Genomic DNA, 24,635 nt, shown 5'->3' on the forward strand with positions numbered 1-24,635 from the left:
CCCGCGCCGGCCGTCGCCAGGGGTTACTGGTTGCGCTGGTTCAGCGCGGTGATCAAGCCGTCGATGCCGGACTGGTTGATCTGCTGGGCGAACTGGTTGCGATAGTTCTGGATCAGCCAGATGCCTTCGACGTTAAGGTCGTAGATGCGCCAGCCTGCCTTGGGGTCTTTTTCGAGCCGATAGTCCACGCCCACCGGCTGCCCGTTGGCCTGGGTGATCAGGCTGCGCACCACCACGTCGTCGGCGTTGGGGTCGCCGCGAAACGGCAGCAGCTTGATGTTGGTGGCGTTCGTCACGTTGGTGAGCGCGCCGCTGTAGGTGCGGATGAGCGTGCCGCGGAATGCGTCGGCCAGCGCATTTTGCTGCTCGGGCGTGGCCTGGCGCCAGTAGCGGCCGGCGGCCAGCTGGGTGGTTTTGCGGAAGTTGACGTACGGCAGTATGTACTTGTCGACCGCTGCGTTGACCCGGGCCAGGTCCCCCGAGCGCAGCTGGCTGTCGGCTTTGAGCGCGGCCAGGGCTTCGTTGGCGGCATCCAGCACGAATTTGTCCGGGGCGCCGTGCGGATCGGGCGTGTCGGCGTGGGCGACAGCGGCCGTCAGGGCCAGCATGCCGGACAGAAACAGGCGTTGCAGCAAAGAAAAGGCAGAAAACCGCATGGGTACTCCTGGTTGGCTGCGCGCCCGTTACGGCTTGGGCGCGGGAGCGGCCGATCCGGCCGGAACCGCCGCGGAGTCATCCGCGGCATCGTCGCTGTAGTCGGGCACACTGTAGTCGGGCACGTTGGCCTCGCCAGAGGCGGTGGCGCGCACCATGGCGGCCCGGCGCTGCAGGTAGGCGTCTCGCACGAAGCTGTACGGGTCCAGCGCGACGCGGTCTACCGTATCGGTAGTGTCGAGCAGGCTCGCGCGGGTGTCGACCACTTTCAGGCCCCACAGCGAATTGCGGACCGGCACGTTTTCGATGGAGCCTACGCTGGTGTAGGTATACATGCCGCCCTGCCAGTCGCCCACCAGGCCGACGCCGTCGCGCACGCTGCTGGGGCCGAAGAAGGGCAATACCAGGTACGGCCCCTGGCCCAGCCCCCAAACGCCCAGGGTCGTGCCGAAGTCGTTGGGGATCTTGCGCGCGCCATTGGCCGACGCCACGTCGAAGCAGCCCCCCACGCCCATGGTGGTGTTGAACAGGAACCGGCCCAGCGAGTTGACGAAATCGTGTCCGCGGCCCTGAAGGAAGCTGTTGGTGGCGCCCCACAGGTCGCCCACGTTACTGAAAATATTGTGGATGCAGCTGCGCACCGGCTGCGGCGTGACATACGTGTAGGCCTGCGCCACGGGCTTGAGCACGGCGCGGTCGACCGTATCGTTGAACTTGTACACGCCGCGGTTGAAGCCTTCCCAGGGATCGCGAGGATCGGGGTTGCCGGGGGCGGCACAGCCAGCGGTCAGGGCACATACGGCCAGGGCGGAGGCAACGCGGACGTAATTGGACATGGTCATGATCGGAAAAGGCCCCGTACAAGGTTCGGGTCGGTTTTCGGCGTGCCGCCGGGCATGCCCGGCGGCGCAGAGCGGCAATTATCTATGGCCTGTGCCGAAAATGCTTCAATTTTCGGGCTTCGAGCCTTGTTTCTCGGCCGTGCCATACAGGAACTGGCTGATCAGTTGCTCCAGCACGACAGCGCTTTGCGTGTAGCGGATCTTGCCGCCGTCGGCCAGGTTTTCTTCTTCGGCGCCCGGCGACAGGCCCACGTACTGTTCGCCCAGCAGGCCGGAGGTCAGGATAGAAGCGGACGAATCTTTCGGGAATTCGTAGCCCTCTTCGAGGTTGAGCGTCACCACCGCCTGGAACACCTTGTCGTCGAAGCTGATGTTGCCGACACGGCCCACCACCACGCCGGCGCTCTTGACCGGGGCGCGGGCCTTCAGGCCGCCGATATTGTCAAAATTGGCAGTAAGGGTATAGGTGGGCGCAAATGAGAAGCTGCTGAGGTTACCCGCGCGCAACGCCAGGAAAACCAGCGCCGCCGCGCCCAGCAGCACAAACAGCCCAACCCAGAAATCGGTTTTTTCGCGTGACATGATGAATCCGTATCAATTGCCAAACATCAGGGCGGTAAGTAGGAAATCGAGCCCCAGCACGGCCAGGGAACCCATGACGACAGTACGGGTGGTGGCCCGCGCCACGCCCTCGGGGGTGGGCCGGGCCTGCCAGCCTTCATACAGTGCCACCAGGGTGACGGTAACGCCGAAAACCAGGCTCTTGAGCACGCCGTTGGCCACGTCGTCCCAGACGTCGACGCCGCTTTGCATCTGCGACCAGAATGCCCCGGCGTCCACGCCGATGAGCAGCACGCCCACCACCCAGCCGCCCAGGATGCCCACCATGGAGAACACCGCGGCCAGTACGGGCATGGCGATAATGCCGCCCCAGAACCGCGGCACCAGTACGCGCCGCATCGGGTCGACGGCCATGACTTCCATCGCCGCCAGTTGCTCGCCCGCCTTCATCAGGCCGATTTCAGCGGTGAGCGAAGTGCCGGCCCGCCCGGCGAACAGCAGGGCAGTGACCACCGGGCCGAGCTCGCGCACCAGCGACAGCGCCACCAGCAGCCCCAGGGCTTCTTCAGAACCGTAACGGTTCAGCGTGTAGTACCCCTGCAGTCCCAGCACAAAGCCGACAAACATGCCGGATACGACGATGATCAGCAATGAATAGTTGCCGATGAAATGCACTTGCTGCGATACCAGGCGGGGACGCGACACCGCGATACCGCTGCGCGCCAGCAGGGCGCCCAGGAATCGCGTGAAGAACCCGATGCCTTCGACCTGCGCGCGCACCCGGCGACCCAGCGCGCTGACGGCTTGTAGTGGCCCCATCATGGTTTGCGCCCTTCTTGTTTGGCCAGCCAGGCCTGGAAGGCCGGCGTGTCGGGGTACTGGAACGCCACCGGGCCGTCGGGCTCGCCGCGCAGAAACTGCCTGACGTAGGGGTCCGTAGAGCTTGACAGCGTCTGGGGCGTGCCGGCGGCCACCAGGCGCCCCCGACCGACCAGGTAGACTTGGTCGGCGATGGCGAAAGATTCCTGCACATCATGCGTGATAAGCACCGATGCGCACTGCAGGCGGTCGGACAGGTCGCGGATCAGGCGCGCGGTGATGCCCATGGAAATGGGGTCGAGTCCGGCGAACGGCTCGTCGTACAGGATGAGTTCGGGTTCGAGCACGACGGCGCGCGCCAGCGCCACGCGCCGCGCCATGCCGCCAGAGATTTCCGCCACGCGCAGGTGCGCGGCCGCGCGCAGGCCCACCGCGTCGAGCTTGTCGAGCACCCGGGCGGTGAGCTCGGGTTCGGCAAGGCGGGTGTGCTCGCGCAGGGGGAACGCCACGTTTTCGAAGACGTTCAGGTCCGTAAACAGGGCGCCTTGCTGAAAAAGCACGCCCATGCGCTTGCGCAGGGCCTGTACGCCCGCCGTGCCGGCCTGCCCGATATCGGTGCCGAACACGCGCACCCGGCCGCGCAGCGCTTTCAGTTGGCCCGTGGCCGCGCGCAGCAAAGTGGTCTTGCCCGAGCCCGACCCCCCCATGACGGCCACCACCTGCCCCGGCTTGACGGCCATGTCGATGTCTTGCAATACCGTGAAGTCGCCATAGCCAAGCGCGACCCCATCGAGTGACAGGGCAAGGTCCGGACTGCTGGGAGTAAGTTCGGGCATAGGCAATGGAAAGTGGGGCCCGGGCGGCGTGGGCGCCCCGGCGTCGCAAACATTGTAACGTGGCCTTGCGCGGGCGGTTCAGGCCGGCATCTGCCCGGCTACTGGAGCGTTATGTTGCCCTGTTTGATGACTTTTGCCCATTTTTCGGTTTCGCTGGCGATAAACGCCGCGAATTCCGCGGGCGTGCCGCCGCCGGCCTGGCTGCCCGTGTCGGCGATGGCTTTCCGCACTTCCGGGTCTTGCAAGATGCGGTTGAATTCGGCGTTGAGCCGGTCGATGATGGGCGCTGGCGTGCCGGCGGGGGCGACGATGCCCTGCCAGTTATACGACTCGAAGCCCGGCAGCCCGGATTCGGCCATGGTGGGTACGTCGGGCAGCACGTCCAGGCGCTTGCTCGCCGTAACGGCAATGGGGTGTATCTTTTTGCCGTGGATGGCGGGCAGCGCCGAATAGCCCATTTCGAACATCATTGAGATGTGGCCGCCCATCAGGTCGGTGGCGGCCAGGCTGCCGCCCTTGTAAGGCACGTGCACGATGTCGATGCCGGCCTGTTCGCGGAACATTTCGCCCGACAGGTGGTGGGCGCCGCCCACGCCCGACGAGCCGAACGTCAGTTTGCCGGGCTCTTTCTTGGCCAGATCCACCAATTCTTGCAGGTTATTGACGGGCAGCGAGTTGTTGACGCTGAGCACCAGCGGGCTGTTCTCGATCAGTATCACCGGCGCCAGGTCTTGGCGCGCATCGTAGGGAATCGAGGGCATCAGGGTGGGGTTGACCGCCATGGGCGCCAGATTGCCGGTGCCGATGGTGTAGCCGTCGGGTGCGGCCTTGGCGATCAGGTTGGTGCCGACGACGCCCCCTGCTCCGGCCTTGTTCTCGACGACTACCGTCTGCTTCAGAGAATCGGCCAGCTTGCGGGCCAGCAACCGCACGCGGGTGTCGGCAAAGCCGCCGGGGGCGTACGGCACGATCAGGGTAATGGGCTTGGACGGCCAGCCGGCGGTGTCCTGGGCCTGGGCGGGCAGGCTTGCGGCCAGGGCGGTGGCAGCCAGCACGCTGGCCAGAAGCGGACGAAATGCTCGCATGCGCGGTACTCCTGTTGATGTTGCGCGTTTTGCGGCAATTATGCCCGTTCGGGCCGTGGCGCGGGCCGGTCGGCCCGCCGGCCTGGCGCCTCAGCGCCCGCTAGAACCGATATCCCACGCCCACGGTGGCGACCCAGGGGTCGATACGCGCGGTGCCGATGCGTTGCCCGTTGAGCTTGACCTTGGACGAGATGTCGATATAGCGCAGGTCGGCGTTGAGGAACCAGCGGTCGTTCAGCTTGATGTCCATGCCGACCTGCCCCGCCAGGCCCCAGGAATCGCCCAGTTTCAGGTCCGAACCATCCAGGGCGCCGCGCGCCTTCGTATCGAAGAAGTGGGTGTAGTTCACACCGATACCCACGTACGGTTGCACCTGGCTGTCGGGCAGAAAGTGCCATTGCAGGCTCAAGGTGGGTGGCAGGTGCTTGGTGGTGGCGATCTTGCCCAGCCCGGCGCTGCCGTCGATATCGTGCTGGAAGGGCCACGCGCCGAGCAGTTCGACGCCTATGTTGCGGGTGGCCATGTAAGTCACGCTGAAGCTGGGCCGCACGCTGTTGCCGACATCGAGCTTGACGCTGCCGTCCAGCACGGTGCCGTTGCCGGACTTGGGGCGCACCTGCGTGGCGCCGACCTTCAGCAACCAATCGCCCGCTTCATGGGCTTGCGTCGGGGCGCCGATCAGGGTGGCGGCGCACAGCGCCGCGGCCAGGGGGATACGTATTGACATGAAACTCTCCGTAAGTCTGCCGTTGGTTCCGGCAGCGGGAAGGTTCTCAGGCCGGCGACAGACGCGGCTTGATCCACGTCAGTAGTAGGGTTATTGGGGGGCGCGTCGTTGCGAAAGGGAAACGGCCGGCAAAAACAAGGGCCTGGCGCACGATTGCGCGCCAGGCCCATCAGGTTTGCTGCCCGCTCAGCGAGGCAGTTCGCTGGCGCCCATCAGGTATTCATCGACGGCGCGAGCGCATTGCCGGCCCTCGCGAATGGCCCAGACCACCAGCGACTGGCCCCGCCGCATGTCGCCGGCGGCGAAGACCTTGTCGACGCTGGTGCGGTAGTCATCGGTATTGGCTCGCACGTTGCCCCGCCCGTCGCGGTCGACGCCAAAGGCATCCAGCACGTTCTGCACGGGCGACACGAACCCCATGGCCAGCAGCACCAGGTCGGCCTTGATCTCGAATTCCGAACCTTCGACCTCGCGCATCTTCATCTGGCCGGTGGCTTCGTCCTTGAACCATTCGACCCGGGCGCCCACCAGCGCTTCGACCTTGCCGTTGCTGCCCTTGAGCAGCTTGGTGGTGACTGCCCAGTCGCGCTCGCAGCCTTCTTCGTGCGAAGACGAGGTGCGCAGCTTCAGGGGCCAGTACGGCCACACCAGCGGCTTGTCTTCGGATTCGGGCGGCTGGGGCATCAGCTCGAACTGGGTAACCGAAGCGGCGCCGTGGCGGTTGCTGGTGCCCACGCAGTCCGAGCCGGTGTCGCCGCCGCCGATCACGACCACATGCTTGCCCTTGGCCAGTGTCTGGTTGGTCAGGCGGTCGCCGGCCACGGCCTTGTTCTGCTGGCGCAGGAAGTCCATGGCGAAATACACGCCCTCGAGTTCGCGGCCGGGTACCGGCAGGTCGCGCGGGGTTTCCGCGCCGCCGCTCATGACCACGGCGTCGAACTCGGCCAGCAAGGCATCGGGCGTGCGCACCGTCAAGCCATCGGCCACGGGGTCCGACGGGTTGCCGACATAGGTAGATGGCAGGAACTCCACGCCCTCGGCTTCCATCTGGGCAATGCGGCGGTCGATAAGCGATTTTTCCAGCTTGAAGTCGGGGATGCCGTAGCGCATCAGGCCGCCGATGCGGTCGCTCTTGTCCAACACCGTAACCGAATGGCCGGCGCGCGCCAGCTGCTGCGCGCACGCCAGGCCGGCTGGCCCCGAGCCCACCACGGCCACTTTCTTGCCAGTCTTGCGCACCGGCACCTGCGGCACGACCCAGCCCTCGGCCCACCCCTTGTCGATGATGGCGTGCTCAATGGACTTGATGCCGACCGCGTCGCTGTTGATGTTGAGCGTACAGGCGGCCTCGCAGGGCGCCGGGCAGATCCGGCCGGTAAATTCCGGGAAGTTGTTGGTGGAATGCAGGACGTCCAGCGCGCGCCGCCATTCCTGCCGGTACACCAGGTCGTTCCAGTCGGGGATGATGTTGTTGACCGGGCATCCGTTGTTGCAGAACGGAATGCCGCAGTCCATGCACCGGGCGGCCTGCTGCCTGGACTGTTCGTCGTTCAGGCGCACCACGAACTCGCGCCAGTGCTTCAGGCGCTTCTGCGGTGCTTCGGCGGCTTCCTTGAGCCGCTGGAATTCCATAAAACCAGTGATTTTTCCCATGGTAGATCCTCAGGCGGCCAGTTGTTCCGGGCTGGCCGCACGCCACATTTCGCCCAGTGCGCGGCGGTATTCGGTGGGCATGACCTTGATGAATTTGCCGCGCGAGGCTTCCCAGTCGCCCAGGATTTCGCGGGCGCGGAAGCTGCCGGTATAGCGGAAGTGGTCTTCGATGAGCCGGCGCAGGATGGCTTCGTCGGTATCGCGCTCGCCGCCGCGCTGGACGCTGTGCCAGTGCTCGCGGTCGTTCTGCGCCAGTTGCTCGGCGTGCGGCGCAACAGGTTCGAGCTCGACCATGGCCAGGTTGCAGCGTTGCCTGAAGCTGCGGTCCGGGTCCCATACGTAGGCGACGCCGCCCGACATGCCGGCGGCGAAGTTGCGGCCGGTGCTGCCCAGCACCACCACGGTGCCGCCGGTCATGTATTCGCAACCGTGGTCGCCGGTGCCTTCGACCACGGCGGCCGCCCCCGAGTTGCGCACCGCAAAACGCTCGCCGGCCACGCCGTTGAAGAACGCTTCGCCCGCCAGCGCGCCATACAGCACGGTGTTGCCGACGATGATGTGGTCGGGCCCGAACCCGCGGAAGTCATTGGGCGAGCGCACGATGATGCGGCCGCCCGACAGGCCCTTGCCGACGTAGTCGTTGCCTTCGCCTACCAGGTCCAGTGTGATGCCGTGCGCCAGGAAGGCGCCGAAGCTCTGGCCGGCCGTGCCGTTGCACTGGATGTGGATGGTGTCGTCGGGCAGGCCTTCGTGGCCGTAGCGCGCCGCGACGGCGCCCGACAGCATCGCGCCGACGGTGCGGTTGCGGTTGCGCACGGGCGTGATGAACGAGACCTTTTCGCCGCGTTCGAGCGCGGGCTTGCTGCGCTCGATAAACAGATGGTCCAGCGCGCCGGCCAGGCCGTGGTCTTGCGTTTCGGTCTGGCGCCGTTCGGTGTCGATCTGCGGTTGATAGAACACGCGCGAGAAATCCAGGCCCCGGGCCTTCCAGTGTTCGACACTTTCGCGCACGTCCAGCAGGTCGGCGCGGCCGATCAGGTCGTCGAACTTGCGGATGCCCAGCTGGGCCATGATTTCGCGCACTTCTTCGGCGATGAAGAAGAAAAAGTTCACCACGTGCTCGGGCTTGCCCTGGAACTTGCGGCGCAGCACCGGATCCTGAGTGGCCACGCCCACCGGGCAGGTGTTCAGGTGGCACTTGCGCATCATGATGCAGCCTTCCACCACCAGCGGCGCGGTTGCAAAGCCGAACTCGTCGGCGCCCAGCAGCGCCGCGATCACGACGTCACGGCCGGTTTTCATCTGTCCGTCGGCCTGCACGCGGATACGGCTGCGCAGGCGGTTGAGCACCAGGGTCTGCTGCGTTTCGGCCAGGCCCAGTTCCCAGGGCGTGCCTACATGCTTGATCGACGACACGGGCGACGCACCGGTGCCGCCGTCGTGGCCGGCGATCACGACATGGTCGGCCTTGGCCTTGGCCACGCCGGCCGCCACGGTGCCCACCCCCACTTCGGACACGAGCTTGACCGAGATCGACGCCTTGCTGTTGACGTTTTTCAGGTCGTGAATAAGCTGCGCCAGGTCTTCGATGGAATAGATGTCGTGGTGCGGCGGCGGCGAGATCAGGCCCACGCCCGGCACCGAATAGCGCAGCTTGGCGATGTAGTCCGATACCTTGTGGCCGGGCAGCTGGCCGCCTTCGCCGGGCTTGGCGCCCTGCGCCATCTTGATCTGGATCTGGTCGGCGCTTGCCAGGTATTCGGCCGTGACGCCGAAGCGGCCCGAGGCGACCTGCTTGATGCGCGAACGCAGCGAGTCGCCGGCCTTCAGCGGCACATCGGATTCGATGCGGTCTGCGCCCAGGATGGACGCCAGGGTGTCGCCATCTTTGATGGTGCTTTTGTGTTCGCGCATTTCGGCGCGGTAGCGCAATTCGTCTTCGCCGCCTTCGCCGGTATTCGACTTGCCGCCGATGCGGTTCATGGCCACCGCCAGCACGGTGTGGGCTTCGGTGGAAATGGAGCCCAGCGACATGGCGCCGGTGGCGAAGCGCTTGACGATTTCCTTGGCCGGCTCGACCTCGTCCAGCGCAATGGCGCGCGTGGGGTCGAAGCGGAACTGGAACAGCCCGCGCAGCGTCATGTGGCGGCGGCTCTGGTCGTTGATGATCTGCGCGTACTCTTTGTACGTGCGATAGTTATTGGCGCGCGAGGCGTGCTGCAGCTTGGCGATGGAGTCGGGCGTCCACATGTGCTCTTCGCCGCGCACCCGGAAAGCGTATTCGCCGCCTGCGTCCAGGTCGTTGGCCAGCACGGGGTCGGTGCTGAACGCGGCACGGTGCAGGCGCAGCGCTTCTTCGGCCACCTCGAAAATGCCGATGCCTTCGACGTTGGAAGCCGTGCCGGTAAAGTACTTGTCGACCAGCGCTTTCTGCAGGCCGACAGCTTCGAAGATCTGCGCGCCGGTATACGACATGTAGGTCGAGATGCCCATTTTGGACATGACCTTGTTCAGCCCCTTGCCGATGGCCTTGATGAAGTTCTTGGTCGCCTTTTCGGGGTCGGGCATGCGCGACAGCGAGTCCAGCGCCAGGTACGGGTGGATGGCTTCGGCGCCGTATCCGCCCAGCAGCGCAAAATGATGGACTTCCCGGGCCGAGCCCGTTTCCACGACCAGGCCGGTGGCCGTGCGCAGGCCGGCGCGGATCAGGTGCTGGTGTACGGCCGAAGTGGCCAGCAGCGCCGGGATGGCCACGCGTTCGGAATCGACCAGGCGGTCGGACACAATAAGAATGTTGTACCCGCTTTGCACCGCGTCGACGGCGCGGGCGCACAGCGCCGCCACGCGGGCTTCGATACCTTCGGAGCCCCAGGCAACCGGGTAGGTGATGTCGAGTTCGTAGCTGCGGAACTTCTTGCCGGTAACCTGCTCGATGTCGCGAATCTGCGCCATCGCGGCGAAATCCAGCACGGGCTGCGAGACTTCCAGGCGCAGCGGCGGGTTGACGTTGTTGATGTCCAGCAGGTTGGGCTTGGGCCCGATGAACGACACCAGCGACATCACCATCTGTTCGCGGATGGGATCGATGGGCGGGTTGGTTACCTGGGCGAACAGCTGGCGGAAGTAGCTGTAGAACGGCTTGGCGCGGTTCGACAATACGGCCAGGGGCGCGTCGTTGCCCATCGAGCCCACCACTTCTTCGCCAGAGGCGGCCATGGGTTCCAGAATGTACTTGTAGTCTTCCTGGGTCCAGCCGAACGCCTGCTGGCGATCCAGCAGCGACACGGGCGACTGCGTGGCCGGCGTCGTCTGGCGCGGCGCGGGCAGCGATTCCAGCTTGATCTGCAGGCGCTCGATCCATTGACGGTACGGGCGGCTGTTGGCCAGCTGCAGCTTGATTTCGGCATCGTCGATGATCCTGCCCTGCTCCAGGTCGATGAGGAACATCTTGCCGGGCTGCAGGCGCCACTTCTTGACGATGCGGTTTTCGGGTATGGACAGCGTGCCGGCCTCGGACGCCAGGATGACCATGTCGTCATCGGTGATCAGGTAGCGGGCGGGACGCAGGCCGTTGCGATCCAGGGTGGCGCCGATCTGGCGGCCGTCGGTGAAGGCCACGGCGGCCGGGCCGTCCCAGGGTTCCATCATGGCCGCGTGATACTCATAAAAGGCGCGGCGGCTCTCGTCCATTTGCGGGTGCTGTTCCCACGCTTCGGGAATCATCATCATCATGGCGTGGGCCAGCGAATAGCCGGAATTCACCAGCAGTTCGAGACAGTTGTCGAACGTCGCGGTGTCGGACTGCCCTTCGTAGACGATCGGGTACAGTTTTTTCAGGTCGTCGCCCAGCACGGCCGACTGCATCATGCCTTCGCGGGCGCGCAGCCAGTTGAAGTTGCCCTTGACGGTGTTGATTTCGCCGTTGTGGGCGATCATGCGGTACGGGTGGGCCAGCGGCCACGCCGGGAAGGTGTTGGTGGAGAACCGCTGGTGCACCAGCGCCAGCGCCGAGACCGTGCGAGGGTCCGCCAGGTCGCGGTAGTAGCGGCCGACCTGGTCGGCCAGCAGCAGGCCCTTGTAGACCACGGTACGCACCGAGGCTGACGGCACGAAGTATTCCTTGCCGTGCGCCAGGCGCATGGCCTGGATGGCATGGCTGGCGGTCTTGCGGATCACATACAGCTTGCGTTCGAGTGCGTCGGGCACCATGACGTCCGCGCCGCGTCCGATGAACAGCTGGCGGATGACGGGCTCGACCGAGCGCACGGTGGGCGACATGGGCATGTCTACGTCGACGGGCACGTCGCGCCAGCCCAGCACGGTCTGGCCTTCGGCGCGCACGGCGCGCTCGAGCTCTTGTTCACAGGCCAGGCGCGAGGCGGTTTCTTTCGGCAGAAACACCATCGCCACGCCATACTCGCCGGGCGGCGGCAGGGTGATGCCCTGCTGGCTCATTTCATCGCGGTACAGCGCGTCCGGAATCTGGATAAGAATGCCCGCGCCGTCGCCCATGAGCTTGTCGGCGCCCACCGCCCCCCGGTGGTCCAGGTTCTCGAGGATCTTCAGGCCCTGTTGAATGATGGCGTGGCTCTTGCGCCCTTTGATATGGGCGACAAAGCCGACGCCGCAGGCATCGTGTTCGTGGGTGGGGCTGTACAAGCCCTGGGCCGCCGGCACGCCGATGCGGGTGGCATCGATCGGGGTTTCAACCGGGCGACAGGAAGGATCGAGAGGACGTGTAGACATGGCGCGCTCCGCAGGGGCCTGCGTGGATGTTGCAGTGCAAGAACATGACGATACTGCGGCACGCGATGGTTCGCAATGAAAATTTAGGTGGTGCGTCCCTTAATAAAAATAGAGCCTTCGATGTTCACTAAAAATAGTGCCGGATTAAAATCCGTTAAAAATCAATGATATTTCAGATGGCGAATGCAGCCAGGACGGACACGCGGGCCGCATCGGGTGGGCAAAAGGGTGTTGCGTCACCAAATAAATGTGGTCGCGCCGCGACTTGGCGTTGCCGGTAGGCGGGCGATGGCGGCGGTCAGGCAGTGTCGCCGGGGGTGTCGTGCGCGGCCGGGGCGGGTGTCTTGCGGGGACGGCCGCGCTGGCCCGGCGCCACGCGGCGGCTCGCCGTATGTGCCAGGCTGGCGATGAAGTCCGGCCCGCCCAATGCCCACTGGCCCGATACGGCCTGGTCGATACGTTGGCTTTGGTCCCGCGACAGGCCTTCCTGAAGGCGATGCCGGTAATTGGCCTGGCGATCGAAAGGCGTGTTGCCGCATGCCCAGTAGTCGGCGTGGTCGGACTGCCAGGGCGAAGGTGGCGTGGCGGGGGTGGTATTGCCCGTGTGACTGCCGGCCGACGACCATGGCCAGGAATCCGGATCGTGTGCGATGCCGCTGCGCACGGGGTAGGTTTCCAGCCAGACCAGCGCCGGCAATACCCATGCGCCGGGTTCCACCAGCGCCGAGCGGTAGCGGCCGGCGAACACGCGCCCGCCGCGCAGCCGGGCCGCCAGGTTGCGGCCCAGGGTCTGCATCAGGCGTGGCAGGCCTTCTTCATCGGCCGGCGTGGCCAGCAACAGGATGCGGTCGTTGGCCAGCACCCAGCCATGCACGGCGACGCGATGCCGCTGGGCAGAATCGCCCAGCCAGGAGGCAAGCTGGTTCAGTACGTCTTGCGGCGTGGGCTGCGATGGCGCGGCCAACGGCTGGACGAAGTTGGCCTGCACCAGCTGGGGCAGCCCGGGGGCGTACAAACGGGGCAGACGGGCCATAAGGGTAAAAGGCGTGCGCGGCCGAAAGAACGTTAAGGGCGATCAACTATATATAAATAGTGCCATAACCGTCGAGGGGTCAAGCCACAAGAGTGGCACGCTTGCAGGGCGGGCATGCCCACCGCGCTCATGCAGGTTAACATCGGGCGTTGAAATGCCATAGCCGCACATATTTCTTGAACAGGAGCACGCATGAAGACCAAAGCAGCCGTCGCCTGGAAAGCCGGAGCCCCGCTGACCATCGAAGAGGTCGATCTTGAAGGCCCGCGTGCTGGCGAAGTACTGATCGAAGTCAAGGCCACGGGCATCTGCCATACCGATTACTACACCCTTTCAGGAGCCGACCCCGAAGGCATCTTTCCGGCCATCCTGGGCCACGAAGGGGCGGGCGTAGTGGTCGATGTGGGCGCCGGAGTTACGTCCCTGAAAAAGGGAGACCATGTCATTCCCCTATACACACCGGAATGCCGGCAGTGCAAGTTCTGCCTGTCCCGCAAGACCAATCTTTGCCAGGCGATCCGCGCCACCCAGGGCAAGGGGCTGATGCCCGATTCGACGTCCCGCTTTTCGCTTGGCGGCAAGCCGCTGTTTCACTACATGGGGACATCGACCTTCGCCAACCACATCGTGGTGCCGGAGATCGCCGTGGCCAAGGTGCGCGAAGACGCGCCCTTCGACAAGATCTGCTACATCGGCTGCGGCGTGACCACCGGCGTGGGCGCGGTGGTGTACACGGCCAAAGTCGAGGCGGGCGCCAACGTGGTGGTATTCGGCCTGGGCGGCATCGGCCTGAACGTGATCCAGGGCGCCAAGATGGTTGGCGCCGACAAGATCATCGGCGTGGATGTGAACCCGCAGCGCGAAGCCATGGCGCGCAAGTTCGGCATGACGCACTTCGTCAACCCCAAGGAAGTCGAGAACGTCGTCGACCACATCATCCAATTGACCGACGGCGGCGCCGATTACTCGTTCGAGTGCATCGGCAATACCGAAGTCATGCGCCAGGCCCTGGAATGCTGTCACAAAGGGTGGGGCCAGTCCGTGATCATCGGCGTGGCCGAGGCCGGCGCCGAAATCAGCACGCGCCCCTTCCAGCTGGTCACGGGCCGTGAATGGAAGGGCTCGGCCTTCGGTGGCGCCAGGGGCCGCACCGACGTGCCCAAGATTGTCGACTGGTACATGGAAGGCAAGATCAACATCGACGACCTGATCACCCACACGTTGCCGCTTGAGCGCATCAACGAAGGCTTCGACCTGATGAAGCGCGGCGAGTCGATTCGCTCGGTGGTGCTTTACTAAGGCGGCGCCGCCGCCCTGCCCGGCGTCTGCCCGGCAGGGCGGCCACGGTTTACAAGAGGTACTACATGGCAGAACTGGAACTGATTTCGCAGCATCGTTGTTTCGGTGGGTGGCAACGCTACTACCGGCATGCGTCGGCGCAGATCGGCCTGCCGATGCGGTTCTCGGTGTTCCTGCCCGCCCAGGCCGAGCAGGAGCGGGTGCCGGTGCTGTTCTACCTGGCCGGGCTGACCTGCACCGAAGAAACGTTCATGATCAAGGGCGGCGCCCAGCGGCTGGCCGCCGAGCACGGATTCATGCTGGTCGCGCCGGACACCAGCCCGCGTGGCGCGGGCATTCCCGGCGAAGACCAGGACTGGGACTTCGGCACCGGCGCGGGGTTTTACCTGGACGCCACCGCAGAGCCCTGGCGCACCCATTACCGCATGGAAAGCTATGTGGCCGACGAGCTGTACGGCATCGTGACCGCCCAACTGCCTGGCGACGCCGGGCGCACGGGTATTTTCGGCCACTCGATGGGCGGCCACGGCGCCTTGGTGCTGGCGTTGCGCCATCCGGATAAATTCAGGTCGGTATCCGCGTTCGCGCCCATCGCCGCGCCCACGCGTTGCCCCTGGGGGCGCAAGGCTTTCGGCGGCTACCTGGGGCCGGACACCCAGGCCTGGAAACAGTACGACGCCAGCGAACTCATGGCCCGAGCCGAACGCCCGCCCTTTCCGCAGGGCATTTTGATCGACCAGGGGCTGGCCGACTCGTTCCTGGCCGAGCAGCTGTATCCGGAAGCCTTCGAGCTGGCCTGCCAGAAGGCTGGCCAGCCGCTGACGCTGCGCCGCCATGCCGACTACGACCATGGCTACTACTTTATATCCACGTTTATGCAGGACCATCTGCGTTTTCACGCCGACCAACTTATATAGGGCACGGCGGCCCCAGGCCGCTCGACCCGCCGGGACTCCCACGTGATCAACGGCTTTGCCCCTTTTGTCTGGATGGCCCTGGCGGCGCTGCTGGTGTCGGTGCCGGGCATGGTGCTGTTGTTCGGGCGGGGCGGCCCGCGGGACGCCCATGGACGGCGCATGTTCCGCCTGCGCCCGGTTCGGCGGCTGTTTGGCGCATTGCTGCTCGCATTGGCGGTCGTGTCGGCCCTGCTGGCGCTGACGCTGACGCAGTTTCTGCGGCTGACTACCGACACGCCGGTGGCGCGGGTGCAGATCCACGAGCAGGCCCCAGGCCGGTTTCTGCTTACCGCGCATGCGCCGCCGGATGCCGCCGCGCGCGAATACCCGCTGGCCGGCGACCAGTGGCAGATCGATGGCAAGGTGGTGCGCTGGCGCCTGCCCGCGCTGCTGGCCGGCGTGCCGCCCCTGTATGCGTTCGACCGGATCTCGGGGCGCTACCGCGACATTGAACGCGAACGCAGCGAGCCGCGCACCGTACACGCACTGCACGACTGGCCCGTACCGGACCTGGCCGCGCTGAAGCGCGTGTTTCCCAACTGGCTGCCCTTCATTGACGTCGAATACGGCAGCGCGGCCTATATGCCCATGATAGACGGCGCGCGCTACCAGGTCTTCATGGACCCACGCGGCGCGATTGTCATCCGGCCCGACGGGCAGGCTACCGAAGATGCCCTGCGGCAGGCCGGGTGGTAGCCTGCCCGCCCGCGCCCGGCCCGTTGCGGCGTTGCGCGCTATTCGTCGTCGAAATCGCCCGCGCCCAATTTGATCGTGCCGTCGGCCGGCACCCATTGGGTTTTCTTGGCCAGCGTCCGGATCTGGTCTTCGGCGGCATCGAAGGCCCGCAGTAATTCGCTGCCGGTGCCGTCGGTTGCCCCAAAATAGCGCCTCAGGGCGTCTCCGGAAATTTCAAAGGGGCGAGTCACCCCGTCAGTTTCCAGTTCAAATACCACATCGTCACCCTGCACCCGGGCATTGGTGGCTTTGGCAAATGCACTCATGCGACCTCCTGACATAGGCGGGGAACCAGGCCCCGGGCCCTGTGCCCGGCAAACCGCGTGCCGCCCCACGCATTCCTTCCTGGGCGCGGAGCGCACGGCGAGCGTCCGGACGGGATCGAGCCTTGCTGGCCGGTACCATAGCCGCTTGGCTTGCAGAGGATGAATTTATTGGGGACGCACCAGATCGGCCCGAAACAGCCGGAACTCTGATGTATGTCAGCTGTCCAATTAGCACTCACAACACGAGAGTGCTAACATCAAATCCTTGTATAGTCGCCCGTCAATTTCCTGGAGACCGCCAACATGAAACAACCCAGCAGTTCGTTGGCCCTGTCCGGCAACGCCCTGGCGTTGGCCATCGCCAATCCAGGCTCGCTTGGCACTATCGAAGCCTATATCTCGGCCGTCAATCGCCTGCCGGTGCTGACGGCCGAACGCGAAACCGAACTGGGCCGCCGCCTGCGCGACCACGACGATCTGGATGCCGCCCGCGAGCTGGTGCTGTCGCACCTGCGGCTGGTCGTTTCGGTGGCGCGCCAATACCTGGGCTATGGCCTGCCCCACGCCGACCTCATCCAGGAAGGCAACGTGGGCCTGATGAAGGCCGTCAAGCGTTTCGACCCCGAGCGCGGGGTGCGCCTGGTGTCGTTCGCCGTGCACTGGATCAAGGCCGAAATCCACGAGTTCATCATCCGCAACTGGCGCATGGTGAAGGTGGCAACCACCAAGGCCCAGCGCAAGCTGTTTTTCAACCTGCGCAGCATGCGCCCCGATGGCCAGACACTCGACCCCGAACAGGTCGACCGCATCGCCGAAGAATTGAACGTGCGGCGCGAAGATGTCAGCGAAATGGAAGTCCGTCTGTCCGGGCGCGATCTGTCGCTTGAAAAGCAAGACGACGACGAAGAAGGCTACGCTCCCATCTCGTATCTGTCGGACGAAGGCCGCCAGGAACCCACGCGCGTGCTCGATCGCCGCGAACACGACGAACTGCAGGGCGCCGGCCTGGCGCATGCATTGCAAGCGCTTGATGCGCGCTCGCGACGCATCATCGAAGCGCGCTGGCTGCAAGACGACGGTGGCACGACGCTGCAAGAGCTGGCCGACGAATTCGGCGTGTCGGCCGAGCGCATCCGCCAGATTGAATCCGCGGCCTTGAAAAAGATGCGCGGCGCGCTGGCGCCCGCCTGATCTTCCTTGCGCCGCGCGAAGATACAAGTTGATTCAAATTCGCGCGGCGTGATCTTCCATGGCGGGAACCTTAAGCCTCCCGGCAAGCCTAAATGCATGTAGACCGCGTTACCGGTTTCCGGTTTGGCAGTCTTGCGTCCGTTTCGGCTTCTCCTCTTTCCCCTCCCCATGAAACGGATGCTTGTCAGGGGCACCTCGCATATCGGTGCCCCTTTTTTTTGCGCGCAAACCGCGCGTATCCGATATGCCGGCGTGGCTGCCGTTTATGCCAGGTTGAGCGCTGCCCGGCGCAATTGCTGCCAGGCGCCTGGGTCCAGGCGCCGCACGCCCGTGGCGAGCGAGCCGTCGCGATACAGCTTCAGCCACCGGTAGCCGGGGGGAGCGTCGTCCAGCACGTGCTGCCCTTCGCGTATGGCGAACTGGAAACACGTGGACGGGCTGGCCAGCATGCGCAGATGGTGCCGGCGCCGATCAAAGGCCTGGTGAACGTGCCCCCACAACAGCACGCGCGTGCGAGGCAATGCGGCCAGGCGCTGGAAAAGCTCGGCGGCATTGTCCACCATCATGGTGTCGTGCCACTTGCTGTCCATCTGCACGGGATTGTGATGCAGCGCCACCAGGATGTGGCGGTCGCCCGCCAGCGCGACCGCGCGCTCGAGTAAATCGAATTGCGCGTCATCGATATGCCCCGCATCCGAGCCCGACACCGTGGAATCAAGCAGAATGATGCGCCAGGCGCCTATGTCGGTGACGGGCTGGGTCCACAGCCCCAGGCTGTGGCGCAGCGTGAGCGGATTGTCGTGGTTGCCGGGCAGGCAGCGTACCGGCCAGTCGTTCTGTTCGAGCAGTTCTCGCAGGCGCTGGTACGAGGCGGGGGAACCATCCTGAGACAGGTCGCCGGTGGCCAGCAGCAGGTCGGGCCGGTGCCCGTTGCCGCGCACCAGGTCCAGCACCGCGCGCAGGCTGGCGTCGGTGTTGACCTGGCACATGATGCTGTCTGGCTCGGCCAGCAGATGGGTGTCAGTAATCTGCACCAATAAGGTAGGCGCGTCGGCGCGGCCGGCGCTGGAAGTCGAGGCCGGCAAAAGGCTCTCCCCTGCGTGTTCGGAACGTCAGTACCTTACCCAAAAAGCATGGGCGTCGGGTACGGCTGGCCTGGCGAGGCGTAACGAAACGTGGAAGCCGCGCAGGCTGCACGGATAAAAAACGCTATTCTTGCGATACCTCATGTATGTGCATTTTCCGACGCGTTCATGGATATCGGTCTGATCGTATTCGGCCTGTCCGGCCTGTTGACGCTGGTGTGTTTTATGCCGCCGCTGGCCGGTCGCGTCAAGCTTCCCTATTCAGTCCTGCTGGCCATCGTGGGCTGTCTGCTGGGCGTCCTGGTGCATGTGCACGGGTGGGCGCCGCCCATGCTGGGCGATCTGCTGGATACGATCGAATACTTCGAGATTTCGTCGGAAACCTTCCTGATGGTGTTCCTGCCGGTGCTGCTGTTCGAAACCGCGCTGGCCATGAACGTACGGCGGCTGCTCGACGACATCGGGCCTATCTTGATGATGGCCGTCGTGGCCGTGGTGGTGTGCACGGTGGTGGTGGGTTTTGCGGTCAGCGCCGTGTCGTCGCACGGGCTGGTCGTCTGCCTGCTGCTGGGCGCCATCGTCGCCACCACCGATCCGGTTGCCGTGGTGGGCATCTTCCGCGAGGTAGGCGCGCCCCGGCGCCTGACCACGCTGGTCGAAGGCGAAAGCCTGTTCAACGACGCCGCTTCCATCGCGCTGTATTCCGTGCTGCTGGCCGTGCTGGGCGGCCAGGGCACACTGAGCGTAAGCGGGGTATTCAACGACTTTGTCTATCACTTCGTGGGCGGCGGGCTGGCGGGTTTTGTGATGGGCCGCGGCGCGTGCTTCCTGTTTGCATGGCTGCGGGGGTTTCCCACGGCCGAGATCACGCTGACACTGACGCTGGCCTACCTGTCATTCTTTATCTCTGAGCACTATCTGGGCGTGTCGGGCGTGGTGGCTACGGTCATTGCCGGGTTGGTGGTGGGGTCCACGGGGCGTACCCGCATGTCGCCCATTACCTTCGAACACCTGGCGAGCTCCTGGGGGCAATTCGGCTTCTGGGCCAACTCGCTGATCTTCCTGTTTGCGGCCATGCTGGTGCCCAAGTTGATGGCGGCGGCCGAACCGGAAGAACTGCTGATGGTGGCCGTCGTGTTTGTGGTGACGCTGGCGGCGCGCGCCATTGTGGTGTTCGGGCTGTTGCCTTTGCTGGGGCTCACGCCGCTGGGCACCAAAGTCAGCACGCCGTACAAGACGGTGATGCTGTGGGGGGGATTGCGGGGCGCGGTGTCGCTGGCTTTGGCCCTGGCGGTCACCGAGCAGGACGCAGTGCCGGAAGCCGCGCGCCAGTTCATCGCCGTGGTGACAACGGGCTATGTATTGTCGACCTTGTTCATCAACGGCATGACCCTGCGTCCGCTGATCCGCGTGCTGGGCCTGAATCAGCTGTCGCCCATCGAGCGCGCCATCCGCAACCAGGCGCTGGTGGTGGCGCTGGAAGATCTGCAGGGCAAGACCTCGGAACTGGCCAAGACCGACCACATCAGCCCCGAGGTCGGCGAGCGCATCCACGCGGTGTTCGATGCCAGCCTTACCAGCGTGCACGACGGGCAGATCGCCCAGATGACCGACGAGCAGCGCGTGGCCGTGGGGCTGACCATCATGGCGCAGCGCGAGCAAGAGCTGTTTTTCGACATTCTCAAGGCGCAGATCGTTGACTGGCGCATGGCCGAGGCCTTGCTGGCGCGCTCCGAGCGCCTGGAAGATGCGGTGCGCAATCGGGGCCTGGCGGGCTTTCAGCAGGGTATCGAGGCCGACATCCGGTATTCCAGGGGGTTTCGCCTGGCGTTGCGCATGCACTATATGTTCGGGCTTCAGGGCTGGCTGGCGCACGAATTGGCGCTGCGCTTTGCCAATCTGATGACCAAGCGTTCGGTGGCGCAGCGCCTGATCGTCTTTGCGCGCGAGCAGATCGGGCCATTGCTCGGCCAGGCGGCTGCCGATCAGATTATTGCCACGCACCAGCGGCGCCTGGACCTGATCGAACATGCGCTGCAGGCACTGAACCTGCAGTACCCGTCGTACGCGCTGTGGCTGCAGGAAAGCTACCTGGGACGCACGGCGCGAGAACTCGAGCGCATCCGTTATCAAGACATGCTCGACCAATCGCTGATCAGCGGCGAAGTCTACGCAGACCTGATGAAGCAGTTGAAGGACCGCTGGCGGCATATCGAGCGGCATCCGCCGCTGGATATGGAGCTGGGGGCGGCGGAGCTGATTACCCGTGTGCCGCTGTTCGAAGGGTTGAGCCCCGATTCGTTGCGCGCCATCAGCCGGTTGCTGCGCCCGCGCCTGGCGCTACCGGACCAGCCGGTGTTGACACATGGGCGGCATGGGCAGGAAATGTGTTTCGTTGCATCCGGCGCCGTGTCCGTGCATTTGCCCGATGGCACTACGGTAGAGCTGGGTAGCGGCGAATTCATCGGCGAGCTGGCCCTGCTGGGAAAGCAGCAGGTCAATCCGGACGTGCACTCGCTGGGATACAGCAAGCTGCTGATGCTGTCGTTGCGCGATTTCGAGGCGTTGCTGGCACGGGATGCCGACCTGCGCGAACGCATCCAGGCCGTGGCCAGGCAACGCTTGCGCGCCATTGAAGTATGGGAGCAGTTTTCGCGGGGCGGCGCGGCCGCGCCGCCCGGTCCGGCGGGCGAACTGCCCGGGCCCGCGCCGGCGGATGCCTGAACGCAAAGGCGCGCCCGGCCCGACAGGCGCCGGGCGGCGCGCGTGATGATGCTCAGGGCGACTTGATATCGAGCACCTTGATGGTCATCACGACCACGGCGCCGGGCGGCACCACGCCGGGAACGCCGTCTTGGCCGTAGACCTGGTCGCCCGGTATGTGTACGCGGGCCGAGCCGCCCACCCCCAGCTTCTTTACTATGGCCTGGAACAGGGGCGGCAGATCGTCCACCGCGCTGCTGGCCTTTTCGGCGTCGGCCAGCACTTCGCCCGTGCCCAGTGCTTCGGTAAGCTCAAGCAGCACCTGGCTTCGCGCGTGCGCCGTTGGCGGCTTGCCGGGGTCGATAACCCGGTAGACCGCTCCTTCGGATGTCTTGACTGCGCCTTTTTCCTTGGCGGCTTTTTCGAGCAGGCCGGCGCTTTCTTTTTGGTTCTTCGACAGCATGGCCTTGCCGAGCGACTGGTCGATGCGGGCCAGTTCCGCTGCGATCGCATCTTGCGCAAGCTGCAGGCGGTTGTGGATCTTGTCGTGAAACCCCTGGGTGAACGCGCGCACGTCCAGTTTCATGCCGACCGAGCGGAATTTTTCGGTTTCTTGCGGCACGCTGTCTCCGTACCAGGCGCCCACCGCATAGCTTGCCTTGACGTCCTGGGAGGCGCCTTTGCCCATTACAAAGGCGGGGCCTGCCGTGGCGGCCTTGGGGGTCGCCTCGGCCTGCGGATCGGCAAGCCTGCCTTTCAGGGCGGCGAGTTCGGCCGCGGCCCGGTCTCGTTCAGCCGCCAGGGCGGCGCTTTTCTGTTGGTGCGCGCGTTCGCTGTCGGCCAGCGAAGCGACCTGCGCCCGCAGTGTGGCGAGTTCGGCCGCCGCGGTATCGACCGCCGCGGTACCGACCGCCGCGCCATCGGCATGGCTTGCGGGCTGCGCCTGCAATTGTTCGATGCGTTGCGCCAGCAGGGCATTTTGGCGTAGCGCTTCGTCCAGCTGCTGTATCAGTTTGGCGGATTGGGCGGTGTCGCACTGAGGCGGCGTGGCCTCGCACGTTTCGGGCGGCGTGGCTAAGGTATGGACGGGCAGGCTGGTTGCGGCGCCGTCCACGATCTGTTCGGTGATGAGCCTGTCCAGCAACTGCAGGCCGGCCGACGGCTGCGGCTGGGCTGCGGCCCGGCCGGCGCCAGCCAGCCATAGTGCGCAGCAGAACGCGGCGCCAAGATGCTTGTTCATAGCGTGCTCAGGGCGTCAACGCGATTCATCATGTTGGAGTAAACGGCGTTCTTGATGCGTACGCAAACCAGCGAAAGCGCCTTGTTGATTTCGGTAAGCATGACTTCGGAAGAACTGCCGTCGACCAGGGGCTCGTTGTCTTTATAGACGCCGTAGCCGTCGTTGATGGTCTGGAACTGCTGTCGGTAGAGTTCGTAGGCAGCCGGATCAAGCTTTCTCAGTGCCGCGAATTCCTGGTAACACCGTTCTTCGCGCGCGGTCTTGTCGGCCTTTTGCGTGGTGACGGCAGACGGGCCGGCGCCACAGGCTGAAAGCAGCATGGCCATCGACAGAACGGCCATGGCAGCAGGAGCTATGCGCATAAATTCCTCGTACCTGACTTGAATGTTGCTGAAGTGCGGGCATTGTCGAGGCTTTCATTGCGCGGGCGTTGCCGCTATTTCTGAAACGCGAAAAGGTTTGATGCCGGACAGACAACCGTGCGACGCCGGCTTGCACGCGGCGTGAGACGGATCAGGTGGTTTCGCGCTGTACCAGCTCAAAGCCCAGGTCTACGTGCCGTTGAGCCAGGGGTTGCCCGTCGAGCTGTTGCAGCAACAACGAGGCGGCCGTCAGGCCGATTTCATAGCGCGGGGTGGCAATGGTGGATAGCGGCGGAGTCGTCCAGGCAGTGCCGGCGAAATCATGAAAACCCACGATGCCCATGGACCGGGGCACCGCCACGCCGCGCCGGGCGCACTGGAATACAGCGCCCTGGGCAAGATCGTCATTGCAGAAGAACAGCCCGTCGCAATCCGGATGGCGGTCGAGGATACGGTCCAGCAGTTCGGCGCCCAGCGCAATGGATGACTTCTGCGGCGTCATGAGTTCAAGCGCCGGATCGTGCAGCCCGGCTTCGCGCAATGCATGGCGCGCGCCGTCGCAGCGCCGCAGCGAGCGCGGGTCGAGCTGCGCGCCCACGATGCCGATGCGGCGATACCCGCGTTCGAGCAGATGGCGGCATGCGGCCAGGCCGGAATCGAACTGCGAGAAGCCCACGCTGAGCTCGGCCGAATCGGAAGGCAGGGTTTCAATCGTGTGCACCGTGGGCATGCCGGCGGTGCGCAACAACTGCCATACCCCGGGCGTATGGTCTACGCCGGTCAGGATGACGCCGTCGGGAGAATGCTGCAAATAAGTGCGCAGCTGCGCTTCTTCCGAGTCCAGCGAATAGCCCGTAACCCCCACCAGCAGGTGGTAGCCCTGGGCGTCCAGGGTTTCTTTGATGCCGGTGATGATGTCCAGGAACACCACGTTCGTCAGCGACGGCACAAGCGCCACCACAATGCGGGAACGGGACGACGCCAGCGCGCTGGCTGCGTGATTGGGCACGTAGCCCAGCTCGTGGCAGATCTGCAGCACCCGTTCGCGTACCGCCGGCGCCACCTTGTGGGGTGCGCGCAAGGCGCGCGACACCGTAATGGCGCTGACTCCCGCGTGCCGCGCCACCTGCTGCATGGTGACCCGGCCGCCGCGGGTGCTGCGGGGCTTGCGTGCCGACATTTGAATATCCGTTTACAGAAAGGGCGTAGTCTGCCCCAAGGGGTTTACAGTGGCCAGATGTTAGCGCTAACATCGCACGCTGTTTGAAAAAAATCAACTGGAGACAAATCATGAAGCCTGCTCCCCAGCAGCGCCCGCCCCAAGGCGCCCGCGGATGGCCGGCACGCGCAGCCGATGCCTGCAGCCGGCTTCAGACCTGGCTGATGGTGGCCTGTCTGGCAGTCATGGTGGTGCTGCTGTTCGGCAACGTTGCGCTGCGCTACCTGTTCAATTCTGGCATCAACGCATCCGACGAATTGTCGCGGCTGGCGTTCGTGTGGCTGATCTTCCTGGGGGCGGTGCTGGCGATGCGTGATCACCAGCACATCGGCGTCACCATGCTGGTGCAGCGCTTCGGCCGGCGCGCGCGCAGGCTGGTCCATGTCGTGTGCCAGTTGCTGACGCTCTGGGTGTTGTGGCTGATGGCCGAAGGCGGCTGGGCGCAGACGCTCATCGGCACCGGAACGCGCCTGCCGGTAACCGGCCTGCCCCTGGCCGTGTTCGATGCAGCCGTGCTGTATGCGGCCGTGGCCATGGGCCTGCTGGTCATCGTAGACCTGGTCCGCGTGCTTGCGGGCGGCGATCCGCCGCTGGATGCCGCCGCCGAAGATACGACCGTGTAA

The 24,635-nt window shown here is 65.0% G+C and carries 21 protein-coding genes; 6 read left to right on the forward strand and 15 right to left on the reverse strand.

Translation table 11 applies throughout. The features are described from left to right. Positions 1-23: 23 nt before the first annotated feature. The 10 genes from CAL18_RS19035 to CAL18_RS19080 form a co-directional block, all read right to left on the reverse strand. Positions 24-656, reverse strand: a complete 633-nt coding sequence (locus CAL18_RS19035; RefSeq protein ID WP_026639231.1) for an MlaC/ttg2D family ABC transporter substrate-binding protein — start codon at positions 654-656, stop codon at positions 24-26. 27 nt (positions 657-683) lie between these two features. Further along, a complete protein-coding gene (locus CAL18_RS19040; protein WP_094818516.1) occupies positions 684-1,496 on the reverse strand; it encodes an MlaA family lipoprotein in 813 nt (270 codons plus the stop codon). Positions 1,497-1,601: 105 nt separating this feature from the next. Next, the gene (gene mlaD, locus CAL18_RS19045) at positions 1,602-2,078 is read right to left on the reverse strand and encodes an outer membrane lipid asymmetry maintenance protein MlaD (protein WP_026639229.1); all 477 of its coding nucleotides are present in this window, start codon (positions 2,076-2,078) and stop codon (positions 1,602-1,604) included. 12 nt (positions 2,079-2,090) lie between these two features. Beyond that, positions 2,091-2,879: a lipid asymmetry maintenance ABC transporter permease subunit MlaE gene (gene mlaE / locus CAL18_RS19050; RefSeq protein ID WP_038852220.1), complete on the reverse strand. Its 789-nt coding sequence runs from the start codon at positions 2,877-2,879 to the stop codon at positions 2,091-2,093. Continuing rightward, positions 2,876-3,712 carry an ABC transporter ATP-binding protein gene (locus CAL18_RS19055; RefSeq protein WP_026639227.1) on the reverse strand — a complete coding sequence of 279 codons (837 nt, stop codon included), beginning with the start codon at positions 3,710-3,712 and terminating at the stop codon, positions 2,876-2,878. The genes mlaE and CAL18_RS19055 overlap by 4 nt, the downstream gene beginning before the upstream one ends. Positions 3,713-3,810: 98 nt before the next feature. After that, a complete protein-coding gene (locus CAL18_RS19060) occupies positions 3,811-4,797 on the reverse strand; it encodes a tripartite tricarboxylate transporter substrate binding protein (protein WP_094818517.1) in 987 nt (328 codons plus the stop codon). 100 nt (positions 4,798-4,897) lie between these two features. After that, positions 4,898-5,524, reverse strand: a complete 627-nt coding sequence (locus CAL18_RS19065) for an OmpW/AlkL family protein (RefSeq protein WP_026639225.1) — start codon at positions 5,522-5,524, stop codon at positions 4,898-4,900. Between the two features lie 186 nt (positions 5,525-5,710). Continuing rightward, on the reverse strand, positions 5,711-7,177 hold the full coding sequence (locus tag CAL18_RS19070) for a glutamate synthase subunit beta (protein ID WP_026639224.1): 1,467 nt from the start codon (positions 7,175-7,177) through the stop codon (positions 5,711-5,713). 9 nt (positions 7,178-7,186) lie between these two features. Next, positions 7,187-11,923 (reverse strand): glutamate synthase-related protein, encoded by a 4,737-nt coding sequence (locus tag CAL18_RS19075; RefSeq protein ID WP_094818518.1) that lies wholly within the window; start codon positions 11,921-11,923, stop codon positions 7,187-7,189. Positions 11,924-12,221: 298 nt separating this feature from the next. Continuing rightward, the gene (locus CAL18_RS19080; RefSeq protein WP_094797697.1) at positions 12,222-12,956 is read right to left on the reverse strand and encodes a hypothetical protein; all 735 of its coding nucleotides are present in this window, start codon (positions 12,954-12,956) and stop codon (positions 12,222-12,224) included. Positions 12,957-13,148: 192 nt separating this feature from the next. On the opposite strand from CAL18_RS19080, the gene CAL18_RS19085 reads away from it, so the two are divergent. From CAL18_RS19085 to CAL18_RS19095, 3 genes are all read left to right on the forward strand, one after another. Next, on the forward strand, positions 13,149-14,255 hold the full coding sequence (locus CAL18_RS19085; RefSeq protein ID WP_026639221.1) for an S-(hydroxymethyl)glutathione dehydrogenase/class III alcohol dehydrogenase: 1,107 nt from the start codon (positions 13,149-13,151) through the stop codon (positions 14,253-14,255). 65 nt (positions 14,256-14,320) lie between these two features. Beyond that, positions 14,321-15,172, forward strand: coding sequence for an S-formylglutathione hydrolase (gene fghA, locus CAL18_RS19090; RefSeq protein WP_094818519.1), 852 nt, complete (start codon positions 14,321-14,323; stop codon positions 15,170-15,172). Positions 15,173-15,214: 42 nt separating this feature from the next. Beyond that, positions 15,215-15,907 carry a hypothetical protein gene (locus CAL18_RS19095; protein ID WP_170940393.1) on the forward strand — a complete coding sequence of 231 codons (693 nt, stop codon included), beginning with the start codon at positions 15,215-15,217 and terminating at the stop codon, positions 15,905-15,907. Positions 15,908-15,945: 38 nt separating this feature from the next. Here the strand turns inward: CAL18_RS19095 and CAL18_RS19100 are convergent, their stop codons facing one another. Next, on the reverse strand, positions 15,946-16,212 hold the full coding sequence (locus CAL18_RS19100) for a DUF1488 family protein (RefSeq protein ID WP_026639218.1): 267 nt from the start codon (positions 16,210-16,212) through the stop codon (positions 15,946-15,948). A gap of 303 nt (positions 16,213-16,515) precedes the next feature. Between CAL18_RS19100 and rpoH the strand changes: the two genes are divergently transcribed. After that, positions 16,516-17,403, forward strand: a complete 888-nt coding sequence (gene rpoH, locus CAL18_RS19105) for an RNA polymerase sigma factor RpoH (RefSeq protein WP_026639217.1) — start codon at positions 16,516-16,518, stop codon at positions 17,401-17,403. Between the two features lie 263 nt (positions 17,404-17,666). On the opposite strand, the gene CAL18_RS19110 is transcribed toward rpoH, so the two are convergent. Next, positions 17,667-18,488 carry a phosphodiesterase gene (locus CAL18_RS19110; protein WP_094818520.1) on the reverse strand — a complete coding sequence of 274 codons (822 nt, stop codon included), beginning with the start codon at positions 18,486-18,488 and terminating at the stop codon, positions 17,667-17,669. A 168-nt stretch (positions 18,489-18,656) separates the two neighbouring features. Here CAL18_RS19110 and CAL18_RS19115 point away from each other — a divergent pair, with 168 nt between their 5' ends. Continuing rightward, a complete protein-coding gene (locus CAL18_RS19115) occupies positions 18,657-21,212 on the forward strand; it encodes a cation:proton antiporter (RefSeq protein WP_026639215.1) in 2,556 nt (851 codons plus the stop codon). 52 nt (positions 21,213-21,264) lie between these two features. Here CAL18_RS19115 and CAL18_RS19120 read toward each other — a convergent pair whose 3' ends face one another. The 3 genes from CAL18_RS19120 to CAL18_RS19130 all read right to left on the reverse strand — a co-directional run bounded on the left by CAL18_RS19120 (position 21,265) and on the right by CAL18_RS19130 (position 23,973). Then, positions 21,265-22,431 (reverse strand): FKBP-type peptidyl-prolyl cis-trans isomerase N-terminal domain-containing protein, encoded by a 1,167-nt coding sequence (locus CAL18_RS19120; protein ID WP_094818521.1) that lies wholly within the window; start codon positions 22,429-22,431, stop codon positions 21,265-21,267. Continuing rightward, positions 22,428-22,793, reverse strand: a complete 366-nt coding sequence (locus CAL18_RS19125; protein ID WP_141217790.1) for a hypothetical protein — start codon at positions 22,791-22,793, stop codon at positions 22,428-22,430. Before CAL18_RS19125 ends, CAL18_RS19120 begins: the two co-directional genes overlap by 4 nt. A 151-nt stretch (positions 22,794-22,944) precedes the next feature. Then, positions 22,945-23,973: a LacI family DNA-binding transcriptional regulator gene (locus tag CAL18_RS19130; protein WP_026639213.1), complete on the reverse strand. Its 1,029-nt coding sequence runs from the start codon at positions 23,971-23,973 to the stop codon at positions 22,945-22,947. Positions 23,974-24,083: 110 nt separating this feature from the next. Between CAL18_RS19130 and CAL18_RS19135 the strand changes: the two genes are divergently transcribed. After that, the gene (locus CAL18_RS19135; RefSeq protein ID WP_026639212.1) at positions 24,084-24,635 is read left to right on the forward strand and encodes a TRAP transporter small permease; all 552 of its coding nucleotides are present in this window, start codon (positions 24,084-24,086) and stop codon (positions 24,633-24,635) included.

Origin of the sequence: Bordetella genomosp. 7 (genome assembly GCF_002261415.1) — a bacterium.
Taxonomy (GTDB): domain Bacteria; phylum Pseudomonadota; class Gammaproteobacteria; order Burkholderiales; family Burkholderiaceae_B; genus Bordetella_A.

Excerpts from the sequence above, each read along its gene's own strand:
- CAL18_RS19080 (WP_094797697.1), bottom strand. The coding sequence starts at position 12,956 with ATGGCCCGTCTGCCCCGTTTGTACGCCCCCGGGCTGCCCCAGCTGGTG.
- CAL18_RS19070 (WP_026639224.1), bottom strand. The coding sequence starts at position 7,177 with ATGGGAAAAATCACTGGTTTTATGGAATTCCAGCGGCTCAAGGAAGCC.
- CAL18_RS19100 (WP_026639218.1), bottom strand. The coding sequence starts at position 16,212 with ATGAGTGCATTTGCCAAAGCCACCAATGCCCGGGTGCAGGGTGACGAT.
- rpoH (WP_026639217.1), top strand. The coding sequence starts at position 16,516 with ATGAAACAACCCAGCAGTTCGTTGGCCCTGTCCGGCAACGCCCTGGCG.
- CAL18_RS19035 (WP_026639231.1), bottom strand. The coding sequence starts at position 656 with ATGCGGTTTTCTGCCTTTTCTTTGCTGCAACGCCTGTTTCTGTCCGGC.
- CAL18_RS19065 (WP_026639225.1), bottom strand. The coding sequence starts at position 5,524 with ATGTCAATACGTATCCCCCTGGCCGCGGCGCTGTGCGCCGCCACCCTG.
- CAL18_RS19120 (WP_094818521.1), bottom strand. The coding sequence starts at position 22,431 with ATGAACAAGCATCTTGGCGCCGCGTTCTGCTGCGCACTATGGCTGGCT.
- CAL18_RS19135 (WP_026639212.1), top strand. The coding sequence starts at position 24,084 with ATGAAGCCTGCTCCCCAGCAGCGCCCGCCCCAAGGCGCCCGCGGATGG.
- CAL18_RS19055 (WP_026639227.1), bottom strand. The coding sequence starts at position 3,712 with ATGCCCGAACTTACTCCCAGCAGTCCGGACCTTGCCCTGTCACTCGAT.
- CAL18_RS19125 (WP_141217790.1), bottom strand. The coding sequence starts at position 22,793 with ATGCGCATAGCTCCTGCTGCCATGGCCGTTCTGTCGATGGCCATGCTG.
- mlaE (WP_038852220.1), bottom strand. The coding sequence starts at position 2,879 with ATGATGGGGCCACTACAAGCCGTCAGCGCGCTGGGTCGCCGGGTGCGC.
- CAL18_RS19085 (WP_026639221.1), top strand. The coding sequence starts at position 13,149 with ATGAAGACCAAAGCAGCCGTCGCCTGGAAAGCCGGAGCCCCGCTGACC.
- CAL18_RS19060 (WP_094818517.1), bottom strand. The coding sequence starts at position 4,797 with ATGCGAGCATTTCGTCCGCTTCTGGCCAGCGTGCTGGCTGCCACCGCC.
- CAL18_RS19130 (WP_026639213.1), bottom strand. The coding sequence starts at position 23,973 with ATGTCGGCACGCAAGCCCCGCAGCACCCGCGGCGGCCGGGTCACCATG.
- fghA (WP_094818519.1), top strand. The coding sequence starts at position 14,321 with ATGGCAGAACTGGAACTGATTTCGCAGCATCGTTGTTTCGGTGGGTGG.
- mlaD (WP_026639229.1), bottom strand. The coding sequence starts at position 2,078 with ATGTCACGCGAAAAAACCGATTTCTGGGTTGGGCTGTTTGTGCTGCTG.
- CAL18_RS19040 (WP_094818516.1), bottom strand. The coding sequence starts at position 1,496 with ATGACCATGTCCAATTACGTCCGCGTTGCCTCCGCCCTGGCCGTATGT.
- CAL18_RS19075 (WP_094818518.1), bottom strand. The coding sequence starts at position 11,923 with ATGTCTACACGTCCTCTCGATCCTTCCTGTCGCCCGGTTGAAACCCCG.
- CAL18_RS19115 (WP_026639215.1), top strand. The coding sequence starts at position 18,657 with ATGGATATCGGTCTGATCGTATTCGGCCTGTCCGGCCTGTTGACGCTG.